This window comes from Gluconobacter japonicus, from assembly GCF_002723975.1.
Taxonomy (GTDB): domain Bacteria; phylum Pseudomonadota; class Alphaproteobacteria; order Acetobacterales; family Acetobacteraceae; genus Gluconobacter; species Gluconobacter japonicus.
The window spans coordinates 60,567-75,572 of record NZ_BEWO01000006.1; the positions used below are offsets into that span (position 1 = coordinate 60,567).

A 15,006-nucleotide genomic window follows, 5' to 3' on the forward strand; every position below is an offset into this window, starting at 1 on the left:
TTCTTTTTCCCCTACCCTTCGACAATATCCGTAAGATCGGCCCTGCCCATGAAACCCCATGGCATCAAAGCTGTTAGGAGACTGATATGCTGAAAACTGTTTTTTCCCTCTCCCTTCCTGTCGCAGCGCTGTCTGTCGCCCTCGGTCTCGCCGGTTGCGTTAATGACAATACCAGCCCACAGGAAAAGCAGCTCATCTCCGCAGGGTTCGTCAGACACCCCGCCAATTCTCCGTCTCGCCGCGCAGAGCTGCAACTCATGCCGCAACACGTCTTCCTGACACGCAAAACGCCCGAGGGTCTGCGCTACATCTATGCAGATCGGGACCTGTGTGACTGCGCCTTCGTTGGCACGCCAGAAGCTTTCGAAAAATACGCGGCTGAACAGCCTCACGGCGTCTCCACAACACCCGCCCCAGAATCAGACGCCACAAAATCAGACATGCACCAGACGACAGATCCCAACACAACCTCGTCTGCCCTCGGCCAAACCCCCGCAACATCCAGCGGGCCTGCCAAGAAAAATCCCTGACCGTTTCCAGAGCATCAAGAAACCGACATCACGCTGTTTGGCATAGCTCAATGCAATACCAAACAGCACCAACATAACCTGTGTTACAGATCCAGAAGGCTGGATGGTTTTTCGTTGTCAGGGCAAAATTTTCAGGTCTTCAGAGTCTCCAGTAAAAACCTGCGTCTGAAAATAATATTTTCCTGTCGGCGTTCCGTCGTCATTTAGCCAGAAAACAGGAACCCTCTGAGCAATCCCGGACACAAGGATTGTTCGGTTCATGAAATACTGTTCAGCCGACTGTGACGTATTACGCAGCAAATCTTTTGCCATAGCGCCTCTAATGGCCACAACAAGGGTTTTTGGATCTCTGTAATCCTGGGCAGAATCCAGGTACATTGATCCGTCACTCCAACCAACGCGCCTTACAGTCATTCTGAATTTACCGACCACTCCGGAAGGATCAGCATGAACCGCAGAAATCGCGGTCTCAGGCGTGTAAATTTGCGGTCCACAGCCAGTAAGACCGCAAATCAAAAGAGAAAAAGCAGAGAGTGTCAGAAAACGAGGCATCAGTTTCCGCTTCTTGGACAGACAGTCTTTATTAACTGTCTTCTGAATGTATCCTTCTGTAACAGAAACAGGTTTTTTCCGCCCAGACAACAGGCACCCAGCTCATATTCCCTTCAGAGAAGCCGGGCGAGTTTCATGAACAGAAACGTCACAGCCATGAACACGAAACACACAAACCCGGCTTCGATTGTTCCCCACGCCCCCTGCGCCAGAAACATGCCGCCCGTGTTCATACCGAAGAAGCCGGTCACGAAGGTCGCCGGCAGCATCAACGTCGTCCCCACCGAAACAATGTACAGACGACGGTTGGTTTCTTCCGCCTGATTGGACCCCAGTTCGTCCTGCAGGGAACGCGCCCGGTCCTGCAAAGCAATCAGATCGTCCAAAGCCGCATGAACCTGACGCTCCGCACGGTCACGGAGTTCGTCTTCCGCCCATTCAGGAAGGTCCAGATCCTCATCCTTCAGAACACGGTCAATCGGCGTGACAACGCGTCTGAGTTCCGTCGCCCGACGGCGTACCTTACCGACAATACCACCCAGATGCCCCAGATCAGACCGATGCTCGATCAACAGAAGAACATCCTCCGCCCGATCCAGATCATCATCAAGCTGGCCAAGCTGCCGACGCACGGTTCCCGTAAATTCCCGTAATGCCCGATCCACAATCCCCGCAGGGGTCGGCGGAATATGGTCAGGCCTGAGGGACCGATAGGCCGCCCCAAGAACAGGAATGGGATTGCGTCGTGTTGTAATCAGAAGGTCAGGCCGCATGGCAAAACGCCAGGCGCAGATTTCCCGGTCGTCTTCCGCCAATGCATCATCAAATGCGGGAAGCGCCCCCCAGATCAGATCATCAACGGCCTCAAGCGCAATACCGTACTCTGTTTCCGCCAGCATGGCGCGCACGTCTTCCGGTAGCCCTGGCAGATGAGCGACAAAGGACCGGGCAGAACTGTGAACAGTATCAAAATGAAGCCAGAACCACCCCTCGGACGATGGCACACGCCCCGGAACCAACAGATCTTCAACTTCTCCCGCCCCCAGAGACCGCAATTCCTGTCCCGGAATCGCATGCACAGCCCAGACAAGACCATTGGCGAAGGCAGGTTTTCCAGTTTCCTGGAACGCCGGATCAAGCACCGTGAAAGGAAAGTTGTAAGTGGGGTTCTCTGACACGGCAGCCTCCTGTTCTTCAGGGGGTATTCTGGACCTGCGCCGGTTTCGAACAACACGACAGAAGGTGATCTGCCGTTCTCTGACATGCCCGGGCAACTGACGCAATATGCTGCATCGGGGCAACTGTCACGCTGTCCGGGAGTTATCAGATTATTCCCGGAGGAGCCAGCTCTTCCCTTTGCAGAGGAAAATTCAAGACATGTCCATTCGCCTGAAAGCCTCCCTGCTTGCCGCAGCCGTTATCATGGCCTCTCCTGCCGTTTCATCAGCAGCTTTCGCGCAGGCCGTCAGCAGCCCGAGCAACGATCAACCCCAGACGTCCAGTTCTGCGACGCAGAAAGCGCAGAATTCCACGATTGACCAGCCTGCCAATCACCTGCCGACGAACCCCCGTACCATCACAGAACAGCCGGACCAGCCCGCCCCTCAGGCGCCTCACGCCATGACGGACACAACAAAGCAGGGCAAAACCGAATACAAGCACCATCTGAAGCGCACACATCAGACACCGCGGACGGTCAAAACCAAGACCGACACCGCACAGCCGAACTGACACAGACCAGATGCGACGGAGCCACACTTTGCGTGGCTCCGCCAAGCCTCTATACCTGCTGCCATCCAAGACGGGCAGTAAGGGCCAATCATGACCACGCAGGACTACAAGGTACACGACATTTCCCTCGCAGACTGGGGCCGCAAGGAAATCTCCATCGCTGAAGGCGAAATGCCCGGCCTGATGGCACTCCGCGAAGAATACAAGGACACCCAGCCGCTCAAGGGTGCGCGTATCGCTGGCTGCCTCCATATGACCATCCAGACCGCCGTGCTGATCGAGACGCTGACGGCTCTCGGCGCAACGGTCCGCTGGTCGTCCTGCAACATCTTCTCCACGCAGGATCACGCAGCAGCAGCCATCGCTGCAGCCGGTATTCCCGTCTTTGCCTGGAAGGGCCTGACGGAAGAAGAATTCAACTGGTGCATTGAGCAGACCATCACGGGTCCGGACGGCTGGACGCCGAACATGATCCTCGATGACGGCGGCGACCTCACGGTCATGATGCACGATCAGTTCCCGGAACTCCTGAAGGACGTCCGCGGCCTGTCCGAAGAGACGACGACGGGTGTGCATCGTCTCTGGCAGATGGCCAAGGCTGGCACGCTGAAGGTTCCGGCCATCAACGTGAACGACAGCGTCACAAAATCCAAGTTCGACAACCTGTATGGCTGCCGTGAGAGCCTGGTGGACGCCATCCGCCGCGGCACAGACGTCATGATGGCCGGCAAGGTTGCCGTCGTTGCCGGTTACGGCGACGTGGGCAAGGGGTCCGCTGCCTCCCTGCGCAATGCAGGCTGCCGCGTTCTCGTGACCGAAGTTGACCCGATCTGCGCCCTTCAGGCCGCCATGGAAGGCTATGAAGTCGTCACCATGGAAAACGCAGCTCCGCGCGGCGACATTTTCGTCACCTGCACGGGTAATGTGGACATCATCACGATCGACCACATGCGCGAAATGAAGGACCGTGCGATCGTCTGCAACATCGGTCACTTCGATAGCGAAATCCAGGTCGAAGCCCTGCGCAACTATCGCTGGAACAACATCAAGCCGCAGGTTGACGAAATCGAGCTGGCCGTAGGCCGCCGCATCATCCTGCTCTCTGAAGGCCGTCTCGTGAACCTTGGCAACGCCACGGGTCACCCGTCCTTCGTGATGTCCGCTTCCTTCACCAACCAGACGCTGGCCCAGATCGAACTCTGGACCGCCAAGCCGGGCCAGTACGAAGTGAAGGTTTACACCCTGCCAAAGGCTCTGGACGAAAAGGTCGCTGCCCTCCACCTCGCAAAGGTCGGCGCCGAACTCTCCAAGATGTCCACGAAGCAGGCTGACTACATTGGCGTTCCGGTTGCCGGTCCGTTCAAGCACGAAGAATATCGTTACTGAGCGGAACAGGTAACAGGGGTAGGCGTTGTCTACCCCGACACCTTTTTTCAAACCGTCAGGAGTGTTTCCTATGGGTCTTTTCAGCACGATCATGTCCAAGATTTTCGGACATGCAGAAGCAGCTACGCCAACGTCCGGCACGGCTGATGCACAGGCTTCCGCTGGCGCTCCGGCTGCTGCGGCACCTGCCACCCCAGCCGCACCAGTGGACGTGGATGCTGTTCTTTCCGATCTGGCATCCAAGGCTGGCCAGCCGCTGAACTACAAGACCTCGATCGTGGATCTTCTGAAGCTGCTCGGTCTCGACAGCTCGCTGGAAGCGCGCAAGCAGCTTGCAGCCGAACTGCACTACACGGGCAGCACGGACGACTCAGCAACGATGAACGTCTGGCTCATCAAGCAGGTCTATGCCGAGTTGGCCAAGAACGGTGGCAAGGTTCCTGAAGGCTGGGCTCACTAAGCCTTCCTTTAGATCCGTTACGAAAAAGCCCGGATGAAAACATCCGGGCTTTTTTTGTCTTGGAAAGGCGTTCAGGGCTGACGAGCCAGAACAGGCCACGAGGGGGAAAGCGTTATGGCTGAAGCCTCGATATCAGGCGCTCTTCCCTCACGTAACTCAATCAGGGACTGATGAAAAATCCTTACCCTGATATCGCGCGTGCCATCAGAATGGCGCCAACGCTCAAACGCCAGAACGGTATTGGGCGCGGTCGAATCAGGTTGATCCGGGAAAGACCAGTCCAATCCGAATAGCGCCATCATGGCTGCCAGGTTCGTGTCATGCCCCGCCAGAACCAGCACCTTCGTTGAAGGCAAAACGCTCGGAATAGACGGTACAGACCGGTCAGACAGAAACGCGCGGATACTCTCGGCCATTATACTATTCCGGGCTCGAGCATATTCAGGCAAACGGCGCAGCAGGTGATTTTCTGCTTCATGCGCTGGCATGATGGCGTCGATAAATGCCGGTGCGTCTCTCTCGGTAATGCCAAAGTCTGTTAACGACAGCCCTTCGGAATAGGCCAGCAACAGGCTTTCCGCTGCCATTCCTCCTGTTACAAAACCTCCCTGAAGGCGAGGAGTACCCTTTTTCCACTCAATCTTCGTCGGCCCAGCAAGGCATTGAGGCGATGCTGGATCTGACAAACAGCCTTTCGGAGCGAGAAGAGCCTGAAGTTTTTTCAGCGCATTGGTGGACGCTGGCTCGGGTAAGGTTCTCTCCGCAGCTTCAAAGTCCCGCCTTAATGCCAGAGAATCAACACGGCCGGATTGAGTACCAAGTGCATTGAAAACAGGATCAGCCGCAGTAGGCGCCCATTGAGCCTTTACAGCACATTCAGGCGCAATTCCTTTTGCCCAGATCTCACCTGTCTGTCGTGTTCTATGATCGGCCGTATCCGCCCAGACAACGCTCTCTTGTTCCATTGTCTGACAGTCTCCTGACGCAGGAAGCACGCCAGTCTTCTGGTAAGTCTCCTGAACAGCCTGCACCATCGCAGCAAGAGTTTTAGCACCGTGATCCGTCATTTCCCCCGGTGCCACAGACCAGACAGGCCAGGCGTGACCCGTACGGCGTTCCATATCCTGCGGCGACTGTGTGGGGCTGCGAATTCCATGTCGACTGAGAAGAACAACTTTTTCAAGTACGTCTCCCTGCGTCTGAGGTGCACAAGCCCCCAGAGCAAGCAGGCAAACAAGCGAAGAAAACCGTCGCATCATGGCATCGTTGCGGTCATGTTGAAGAAGACGCTCCGGCCGGCAATACGCCAGAACAATGGGGCATCTCCATAAGACTGGTTGCCCGCAAAATCGCTGATCGCACGGTTATTGAAGAGGTTGGCAATCTTGATGCTTGGCGTAACATCTCTGAAAAACGAGCCAATATGATGAATTCGCCACCCCATGGCGAGATCCGCAGTCACCGTGCTTCCAATTTTATACTGATTTTTGAAAGCCGTGTTTCCGTCATCATCCGTGGTACTGTCCAACCCCCAATGCGTTCCAGCATATTTTCCCATAAGGGAGAAATATGGGCCATGCTCACTCTCGTAAAGCACACCAAAGGAGGCAAGTGCATTAGGTGTCTGAGCAACCCGGACATGACTATGTTTGTATTTTGCATCATTCACACTGTAATTCCCATAAAGAGAAAAACCGTAGCCAATGACATACTGTCCTTCGATCTCAATTCCTCGATAGATTGCGCCACCGCTGTTTACATATGTTGATGTTGTACCGATGTTTGGAACTTTAATCTGAGCAGCAGCAATATAATTCGAGAAATTAATATAGTACCCATCCAGAGACAGCATCCAGTTCCGACCATGATATACGGAACCAACCTGATAATTCATGGTTGTTTCGGGCTTTACGTCTCCAACCGAATTCGCTTGGAAGACAGACATTGGCGGCGCGAGAAAGCCTCGCGCAACCTGTGCGTAGGCACTCCAGTTTTTGATAATACGTTGATTTATCGCAATAGATGGCTGCCAGGAATTATAGCTTTGTGTATCTTTCAATGGTACCTTTGTGCTCTTATTGATACCCGCGTCATAATCTCTTTTGAAAATGGAATATTTTATACCCGGTTTAATTGTTGCTCCTTTCCATGGATGAACATTCAACTCAAGATAAGGCTGGATCGTGGTGTTTAAATCTGAAATATCATAGCTATACGGAGAACCGCTTTTCCCCATCACAGGGATGGAGCCCTGACTGATATCAATTGCATATGTATACCGTCGATCCTTCTGGACGTCTGCCCATACGCCCGTAAGAATATCACCGTAGGTTGTATGCGCCTTCAAGCGGAGGGTATCTCCGTAGGTTCGATATGCTGCATCGGCATATTTGCCAGGAATATCATTTTTATACGTCGCTACTTTTTTGCCTGCAGCATTGTAGAACGTTACACCATTTGCCGCAGCGCTACTCTGACTGGCATCCGTGCTTTCGGAATAATCATGCTCGAAACCACTCGTATAAATCTGATTTTCCAACGTCAGCCATGACAGAAGACGTGTTTTAAGAGAGATATAGTCAAAATCAGATGTGTAGGTGCTGGGCTGGTATCCGTAATAACATTGCTTTTTCGGATCATTACAAAGCCCGTAATTTTTACCGTATTTTCTATAGTCTTCCAGCGTGGCACCCTGCGTCGTGTACTGCCATTCCTTGTTATAGGTCGTTTCAATTGTCAGCGTCGTTTCTGGTGCAAGGTCAACAACATCCTTAAACATCAGATTGCTACGGCGTTCGGACGAGTTAGCCAGATAACCATTCGTCTCTTCGTGCTGCATATCGATGAAAGCACGGCCAAATCTGGTTTTTCCTGTATTGAACTCAATACCGCCCGCACGGGTATTAAAGCTTCCATACGTTCCATACAGGGTTGTGCCCATCCGGGCAGCAGGATTTTTAGACGTAAATCCCATTGTGCCACCGAAAGTGGCATTCCCAATTGTTGACGCAGTTCCAGGACCACGATCAATTTGGGCTTCCCCAAGAAAATGGGAAATGAACAGCGATGAGGTTGTATGCCCAAGGTCCGTGGCATTCCCGAACGGAATACCATCAAACGTCATATTATACTGACCGTCCTGAAACCCACGCAGACTCATTGTCTCCGCTTTTCCCATTCCCGGGCCATTAGGGTTTTGCGAAAAAACGCTAGGCTGAAACTGAATAATATCATCAACACTTGCCAGTGGAATAATATTATTCGCCAAAAACCCTGACTGGATTTTTGATGTCGGTTGCGTAATGTCCAAAGGTACCGTTGCGGGAGCGATACGAGATGCATGACCTAGAACAGTCAGTTTTTCAACTGCCTGTGTTTCTTTGTTTGCATCCTTTTTGTCGTCCGCATGCTTGCTTTCCGCAGCATAGGCAACAGAACCAAAAAGAATCGCCCCTGTCACAATATGGCTGGACAGGACGAAACTTTTTCGAACATTTTTCATGGAAATCGCGTGCTCCCGTGGAAGAGAAGACGCTCATTACTCATGCTTCTGGGTACTGAAAACCTGTATTACCCCTTCGCAACAGAAGTTTCATACGGTTTACCTAAAAATGTCATACTTATTATGTAATATTTCTTATTCCAAACATCAGGGAAGTGGTCTTTTATCTGCAATCGGATCAATTTTTGGCTCGGTTAACGGTCCGGAATCCACAACAATTACCAGATCTCCAGCAATAGGTGTCTGCTCCCGATCTTTTGGCAACAGAGCCGAAAACCGCGGATCATAACCGGCTGCCTGCTCATACAACGCATCGATCAGACCGTAGTGATCCATGAAGTGATTCATGGTCGCCGGAATACGGATACATCCTTCCGAGGCTGGATGTCCGAGACGCCACTCCAGAAACTGCGGATCTGTCGCATGAATTTCCAGCCTGATCTGGCCGGTTTCATGTTTTGGTAACCAGCCCTTCAATGCGGTCTGCCATCCCATATCCCAGACACGGGATCCCTTGGCGCCAATACCGCGAATACCATATTTGTTTTTGGTTCCTTCCGCGCGATAGCCCAGCCTGTCTGCCGTATTCTGAAAAACACCCGTTGGGGTAATGTAATAATATTTACGCCCTGTCGTTCCCGTGGAAACCGGAGTTCCTCCAATCGAAACCCAAGGCTCATCCGGAAACGCCAAAACAAAATCCAGATGCTGTATTTTTTCATTTCGATCCACAACCATAACGAGCTGTGGGCGTGAAATTGGCAAACCGGATTTCGTCAGTTCTTCCTGAGCCAGAGCAATAAACTTTTCCCGACGTTCAGGTTTGTAAGTCGAAAATCCCTTGATGGTTTTCACCATCATTTTTTCCAGTCGCGCGGCTTCTTTATGTGCCTCAGCATTACTCACGGCAGGAAGAGGCGGAATTTCTACAGGAGGAATGACAGGCGCGGCATCAGTGGGTGGATTTATTGCAGGAGGCGGAACCGACGCATCTCCGATTGCACTTGTCACGGCAGCAGGCCGCGGCGCTTCTCCTCCCACCGGGTCAGTCTGCGCACACGCCATCAATGGTAGTACACCTCCTCCCAGGACCGTTGTCATGGCAAGAAGCCGGATGGAATAAGACAGTGTGAAAGCAGATGACATGGCTAGAATGACCCTCGGTTCAAAATGGTTCAATGAACGCGGGGGAACGATACTCGTCCGGCGTTCAGCAAAAGATGCCACGTCTTAACGTTGCGTCTTCCGAAAAAGATCAGAGATCGAGAAGCAGCCGCCTCGGATCTTCAACAAGTTGCTTGACGCGGACAAGGAAGCTGACAGCTTCGCGCCCATCTACGAGACGGTGATCATAAGACAATGCAACATACATCATGGGACGAACAACGACCTGACCGTCACGCACGACAGGACGATCCTGAATGGCATGCATACCTAAAATACCCGACTGCGGCGTATTCAGAATTGGCGTCGAAAGCAGTGATCCGAAAATACCACCGTTCGTGATTGAAAACGTCCCGTGTGACAGCTCGTCCAGTTTGAGCGACCCTATTCGCGCGCGTTTGCCGTAATCCGCAATACGGCGCTCCAGTTCTGCGAAACTCATCTGGTCAGCGTCATGAAGAACGGGGACAACCAGACCGCGCTCTGTTCCAACCGCGATTCCGAGATTGACGAAATCACGATAAACGATCTCATCCCCTTCAATCTGGGCATTCAGGGCTGGATAATCACGAAGTGCCCCGACTACGGCTCTGGCAAAGAAAGACATGAAGCCCAGTCGGGCACCATCATGTTTCTTTTCAAATTCATCCTTGTATTCGGCCCGAAGTGCCTTAGCCGCAGACATGTCAATTTCATTGAATGTCGTCAGGATTGCAGCCGTATTCTGTGCTGCTTTCAGATTTCGTGCAATCGTCTGCCGCAGTCGCGACATCGGAACGCGACGTTCCCGGGAGATATTATCTCCAGAATTACCGACAACGGGAGGCTCCGTGACTGCCGGTCTAGGAGCCGGTTTTGGCGCAGGTGAAGGCTCAACAACCGGCGGCGCGACAGGCTCAGAAGATACTGCCTCGACAGGCAGAACTTCAGATGCGGTCACCGCTGGTGCTTCAGCCGTTTCATCAACCTGGCCTAAAAGACCACCAATCTCCACTTCCGTCCCCAACGGAATACAGTTCTCAAGGCGCCCGGCAGAAGGTGCCGTCACCTCAACGCTCACCTTGTCCGTCTCAAGTTCGACAACTGTTTCGTCATGCTGAACGTAATCACCCGCCTGCTTCAGCCAGCGCGCGACAGTCGCGGTCGTCAGGCTTTCTCCCAGCGCCGGCACCCGGATCTCGACCGCCATCGTCTCTCCTCACTTGCACAAACACCCCGATCAGGGGATGGATCTCTTCTAACTCTCATTCCGCCGGATGCCCGACAGGATAACTGAAGCAGGATAGTGCATCTTGATCCTGAGCGGGAGACAGGAACTATCCCTATGCCGGGACTTTGAAAAATGAAGCAAAGGACGCCGACATGACAAACTCGTCTGATTTTCCTCCCTTTCTGGCCTCAGATCATCTTTCCCGTCGCACTCATGACATTCTGAAGGAACGCCTCGAAGAAGATTCATCAGGCACACCACGAACGCTTTCTTCGACCGCTTTTTCGGTTTTGGACCGTATTGTGACTGTTCTCTTGCCGCAGGAAGAGATTTTGGGCCAACAGACGCTCAATCTTGCTTTGCGAGTTGATCGGGCTTTAAGCGGACCGCGGGACGGTTGGCGCTTTGCAGAACTTCCTTCCGACAGTCAGGCGTGGGAGCAAGCCCTCCTGACTCTGAATGATCTTTCCACTTCACAATTTGAGCGCCCTTTTTCTTTGCTCGAAGACAGCGCTGTCGCGGCATTTCTGGATGCCATGGGAGAGGGGAAAGTTGGTTTGGACACGCCTAACCGTCTGAACCCGTCACAGATGCAGAAATGGGCTCTCGATCTGCGGGCAGACGTGATCGAATGTTTTCTGGCTGATCCCCGCGTTCAGGACAGACTTGGAATGTCTGCCAACCTGAACGGTGGTGACGAAAGATTTCAGGGTTTTGAAACCGTTCAAGCCAATGAACGGAAAGACTTCGAACCTGCCACAAAAATCTCCTCCGCAGCATAAGGCGCACTTGAAAAATGAAGACTTATGCTGAAACCGATACTCTGGACGTCATTATTGTTGGAAGCGGCGCCGGCGGAGCCCCTCTCGCCGCACGCCTGGCGCAGGCGGGCAAAAGCGTTCTTGTGCTGGAAGCAGGACCGAAATTCACACCTGCACAGTATACATCTGACGAAATCGAAGCCCGCGAAATCTACTGGCTTAACGAACGTCTTTCCGGGGGGCGTAATCCTCAGCCTTTCGGAGGCAACAATAGTGGGACGGGCGTAGGTGGATCCATGCTGCACTATGGAGCCTTTCTTCCTCGCCCGGACGCCCGGGACTTCCAGCTTCATACGGAAACGGGACGCAGCGTGGACTGGCCTTTCCGTTACGAGGAACTGCTTCCTTACATTGAGGAAGTAGAATCCTTCATTGGTGTCTCTGGCCCGGCCCAATATCCATGGGATCCCTCCCGACAATATGCCTACTCGCCCCCGCCAGCAAATCCGGCAGCCCTGAAAATGCGCGACGCCTGCGACGCTTTAGGCCTTCGTCATGCTGATGGTCCAACAGCGCTGATCACACGACCTTTCAATCAACCGTATTTTGGTGAACGGCAAGGCTGTGTCAGTTGTGGAGCCTGTCATCAGGGATGCCGGAATGGTGCAAAATCAGGCACTGACAACACATGGCTTCCGCTGGCTGTTACGTATGGCGCCGAAATACGACCGGGTTGTTTCGTTCATACCATTGAAACAGACCAAGCCGGTCGCGTGACAGGTGTTGTCTATAAGCAGAATGGCCAGGATATCCGACAGCGCTGCGAGAAACTGGTTCTGTCTGCCGGTGCTGTCGAAACTGCCCGTCTGCTTCTGCATAACGGGCTGGCTAACAGTTCAGGGCAGGTTGGGGAAAATTACATGACTCATATCTCTACCCAGATTTGGGGCGAGATTGACCAGGAGGTTCGCCCCAATCGCGGTTATCCTTCCCTGACAATTACTGAAGACATGATGCGCCCGAAAGACGCAGATTTCGCTGGGGGATATCTGATTCAATCTCTTGGCATGATGCCCATCACCTGGGCTTCCAACATCGCACGCGGGTCTACCCGTCGTGGGGCGGATCTTGTCCGTACGCTCGCAGGATATAATCGTAGCATCGGCATGGGGATTCACGGCGACTGCATGCCCAGCCCCGAAAACCGCGTTGTGCTCTCAGACGAGAAAGACCACTTCGGTATCCCGAAACCTCTCATCACGCACAGCTATGGCCCTAACGAACTGGCCATGCATGCGCATGCCTCCCGCCTGCTGACCCGTATGTGGGACGCCATTGGCGCGAAGGATCTTCGTATTCTTGATCGGGCGGCGCACATGATGGGCACGGCGCGTATGGGGAAAGATTCCGGCTCTGCTGTTGTGACGCCTTACGGGCAGAGCTTTGATATCGACAACCTGTGGATCAGCGATCACTCTACCTTCCCAAGCGCCACCGCTGCCAACCCCGCCCTTACCATCATGGCTCTGGCCCTTCGCACGGCAGATGCCATGCTGACCCATTGATTCATATCAAAGTCATGTCACCGAGCGCGTCAGGCTTGACACTCCTTCGCGCGCTCCGGTAATCCAACGGGGACTTCCTGGTGGTTATCTAGCCACCCGGTCTCCTTTCCTAACCGGATGACGTTTGCTTCCGATGCCACGCACTGAAAAGGTGCCTGACGTCCGTAGCCTCTGTTCTGATCATTCAGCATCAGGCAGGCCCATCCTTCCCCCATAAGGTTTGCCCCAAGGGCACATAAGGCGCGTTTTTCATGCATCTCGCCGAACTCAAGAAAAAATCTCCGGCCGATCTACTGGCTTATGCAGAGGAACTGGAGATCGAGAACGTCTCGTCCATGCGCAAGCAGGACATCATGTTTGCTATCCTCAAGACCCTCGCCGAACGCGATCAGGCGATCTACGGCGAGGGAACACTGGAAATCCTGCCGGATGGTTTTGGTTTCCTGCGGAGCCCGGAAGCAAATTATCTTCCCGGCCCAGACGATATCTATATTTCCCCGACGCAGGTCCGCCGTTTCGGTCTGCGCCCCGGTGATACGGTTGAAGGCCAGATCCGCGCCCCGCGTGATGGCGAGCGTTACTTCGCGCTCCTCAAGGTTAACACCATCAACTTCGAAGACCCGGACGTCGTCCGGACGCGTATCAACTTCGATAACCTGACGCCACTCTACCCTGAGCGTCGCCTGAAGATGGAAGTTGAACAGTCCGAGCCAGCCGTTTCCGAAACATCGCCCCGCAGCAAGGGCAAGAAAGACCAGCGCGATTACACGCCACGCGTCATCGACCTTGTCACGCCGATCGGTATGGGCCAGCGCGCCCTGATCGTCGCTCCACCGCGGACGGGTAAGACCGTAATGCTCCAGAGCATTGCGGCCTCGATCTCAGCAAACCATCCGGAAGTCTTCCTGATCGTTCTTCTGATCGACGAACGTCCAGAAGAAGTGACGGACATGGCCCGCTCTGTGCGCGGTGAGGTTGTTTCCTCTACCTTCGATGAACCGGCAACACGCCATGTTCAGGTGACGGAAATGGTTCTCGAAAAGGCTAAACGTCTCGTTGAGCACAAGCGAGACGTGGTGATCCTCCTGGATTCCATTACCCGTCTGGCCCGCGCCTACAACACCGTTGTGCCATCATCCGGCAAGGTACTGACCGGCGGTGTGGACGCCAACGCTCTGCAGCGCCCGAAACGCTTCTTCGGTGCAGCCCGTAATATCGAAGAAGGTGGCTCGCTCACCATCATCGCTACGGCGCTGATCGATACCGGCTCGCGCATGGATGAAGTGATTTTTGAAGAGTTCAAGGGTACGGGTAACGCCGAACTCATTCTGGATCGCAAACTGGCTGACAAGCGCACCTTCCCTGCCATCGACATCACCAAGTCGGGCACACGTAAGGAAGAACTGCTGGTTGACCGTGCTGAACTGTCCAAGATGTGGGTCCTGCGCCGTATCCTCGCACCAATGGGGACGATGGATGCCATGGACTTCCTGCTGGACAAGCTGAAATACAGCAAATCTAACCACGACTTCTTTGAAGCCATGAACAACTAATCCGTTTTCTGTTCATGCAAAAAGGGGGAGCTTCGGCTCCCCTTTTTTATTGGTGTTTTCAGTCGCCTTTTTCGAGATTAAGAAGAATTTTCTTGTCTTCAATACCATTCAATCCGGAATATCCCCCTAGCCCGGTTGCCCCTACAACGCGGTGACAGGGGATGAGAACCGGAATTGGGTTGGCTCCCATAGCCCCACCAATAGAGCGCGCTGACCCTCCAGCCTGTGCGGCAATTTCAGCGTAAGTCCGCGTTTCTCCGTATGGGATTTTTAGAATGGCTTTCCAGATTTTCTGGCGATAAGGCGTTCCATAGGGAGAAAATGGAAGGTCGCTGAAATCGACCTTCTCCCCATCGAAATATTTTTCAAGAAGATCGCGGACTCTCACCAGAAGTGGCGTCTCTTCCTGATCGCGGCCCCAACCCCAATCAAGAGCAACAATACGCCCTTCATCTTCGCTGATGGTCAGGGCTCCAAGTGGGGAATGACAGGAAAGCTGTGGCATGCAGATACGCTGCCTCATCCCCAGGAAAGCGTCAATCATGCTTCCCTAAAAGAGTCCCTATAAAAAAAACACATGCGTGTCACGCAT

General features: G+C 53.5%; 14 protein-coding genes. 7 read left to right on the forward strand and 7 right to left on the reverse strand.

Annotation, left to right across the window (positions count from 1 at the left end):
- Nucleotides 1-86: 86 nt before the first annotated feature.
- Nucleotides 87-530 (forward strand): hypothetical protein, encoded by a 444-nt coding sequence (locus tag GJA01_RS05725; RefSeq protein ID WP_062504925.1) that lies wholly within the window; start codon nucleotides 87-89, stop codon nucleotides 528-530.
- Nucleotides 531-647: 117 nt separating this feature from the next.
- Here the strand turns inward: GJA01_RS05725 and GJA01_RS15525 are convergent, their stop codons facing one another.
- Both GJA01_RS15525 and GJA01_RS05735 read right to left on the reverse strand, forming a co-directional pair.
- Nucleotides 648-1,082 carry a hypothetical protein gene (locus GJA01_RS15525; RefSeq protein ID WP_253783387.1) on the reverse strand — a complete coding sequence of 145 codons (435 nt, stop codon included), beginning with the start codon at nucleotides 1,080-1,082 and terminating at the stop codon, nucleotides 648-650.
- A gap of 113 nt (nucleotides 1,083-1,195) precedes the next feature.
- Nucleotides 1,196-2,260, reverse strand: coding sequence for a transporter (locus tag GJA01_RS05735; protein WP_061931138.1), 1,065 nt, complete (start codon nucleotides 2,258-2,260; stop codon nucleotides 1,196-1,198).
- A 199-nt stretch (nucleotides 2,261-2,459) separates the two neighbouring features.
- On the opposite strand from GJA01_RS05735, the gene GJA01_RS05740 reads away from it, so the two are divergent.
- The 3 genes from GJA01_RS05740 (at nucleotide 2,460) to GJA01_RS05750 (ending at nucleotide 4,659) form a co-directional block, all read left to right on the forward strand.
- A complete protein-coding gene (locus GJA01_RS05740) occupies nucleotides 2,460-2,813 on the forward strand; it encodes a hypothetical protein (RefSeq protein ID WP_010504432.1) in 354 nt (117 codons plus the stop codon).
- 90 nt (nucleotides 2,814-2,903) lie between these two features.
- Nucleotides 2,904-4,199 carry an adenosylhomocysteinase gene (gene ahcY, locus GJA01_RS05745; RefSeq protein ID WP_062504927.1) on the forward strand — a complete coding sequence of 432 codons (1,296 nt, stop codon included), beginning with the start codon at nucleotides 2,904-2,906 and terminating at the stop codon, nucleotides 4,197-4,199.
- A gap of 70 nt (nucleotides 4,200-4,269) precedes the next feature.
- Nucleotides 4,270-4,659, forward strand: a complete 390-nt coding sequence (locus GJA01_RS05750; protein ID WP_062504928.1) for a DUF3597 domain-containing protein — start codon at nucleotides 4,270-4,272, stop codon at nucleotides 4,657-4,659.
- 71 nt (nucleotides 4,660-4,730) lie between these two features.
- Here the strand turns inward: GJA01_RS05750 and GJA01_RS05755 are convergent, their stop codons facing one another.
- From GJA01_RS05755 to sucB, 4 genes are all read right to left on the reverse strand, one after another.
- A complete protein-coding gene (locus GJA01_RS05755) occupies nucleotides 4,731-5,918 on the reverse strand; it encodes a histidine-type phosphatase (protein WP_062504929.1) in 1,188 nt (395 codons plus the stop codon).
- Nucleotides 5,915-8,161: a TonB-dependent receptor gene (locus GJA01_RS05760; protein ID WP_062504931.1), complete on the reverse strand. Its 2,247-nt coding sequence runs from the start codon at nucleotides 8,159-8,161 to the stop codon at nucleotides 5,915-5,917. The genes GJA01_RS05755 and GJA01_RS05760 overlap by 4 nt, the downstream gene beginning before the upstream one ends.
- Before the next feature lie 147 nt (nucleotides 8,162-8,308).
- On the reverse strand, nucleotides 8,309-9,307 hold the full coding sequence (locus tag GJA01_RS05765) for a L,D-transpeptidase (RefSeq protein ID WP_062504933.1): 999 nt from the start codon (nucleotides 9,305-9,307) through the stop codon (nucleotides 8,309-8,311).
- A 109-nt stretch (nucleotides 9,308-9,416) separates the two neighbouring features.
- A complete protein-coding gene (gene sucB / locus GJA01_RS05770) occupies nucleotides 9,417-10,514 on the reverse strand; it encodes a dihydrolipoyllysine-residue succinyltransferase (protein ID WP_062504935.1) in 1,098 nt (365 codons plus the stop codon).
- A gap of 173 nt (nucleotides 10,515-10,687) precedes the next feature.
- On the opposite strand from sucB, the gene GJA01_RS05775 reads away from it, so the two are divergent.
- The 3 genes from GJA01_RS05775 to rho all read left to right on the forward strand — a co-directional run bounded on the left by GJA01_RS05775 (nucleotide 10,688) and on the right by rho (nucleotide 14,414).
- Complete coding sequence (locus tag GJA01_RS05775; protein WP_253783389.1) at nucleotides 10,688-11,317, forward strand: gluconate 2-dehydrogenase subunit 3 family protein; 630 nt, start codon at nucleotides 10,688-10,690, stop codon at nucleotides 11,315-11,317.
- 14 nt (nucleotides 11,318-11,331) lie between these two features.
- Complete coding sequence (locus GJA01_RS05780; protein ID WP_062504940.1) at nucleotides 11,332-12,861, forward strand: GMC family oxidoreductase; 1,530 nt, start codon at nucleotides 11,332-11,334, stop codon at nucleotides 12,859-12,861.
- A 251-nt stretch (nucleotides 12,862-13,112) separates the two neighbouring features.
- A complete protein-coding gene (gene rho, locus GJA01_RS05790; protein WP_010504413.1) occupies nucleotides 13,113-14,414 on the forward strand; it encodes a transcription termination factor Rho in 1,302 nt (433 codons plus the stop codon).
- Between the two features lie 58 nt (nucleotides 14,415-14,472).
- On the opposite strand, the gene GJA01_RS05795 is transcribed toward rho, so the two are convergent.
- The gene (locus GJA01_RS05795) at nucleotides 14,473-14,958 is read right to left on the reverse strand and encodes a methylated-DNA--[protein]-cysteine S-methyltransferase (RefSeq protein ID WP_062504942.1); all 486 of its coding nucleotides are present in this window, start codon (nucleotides 14,956-14,958) and stop codon (nucleotides 14,473-14,475) included.
- Between the last annotated feature and the right edge of the window lie 48 nt (nucleotides 14,959-15,006).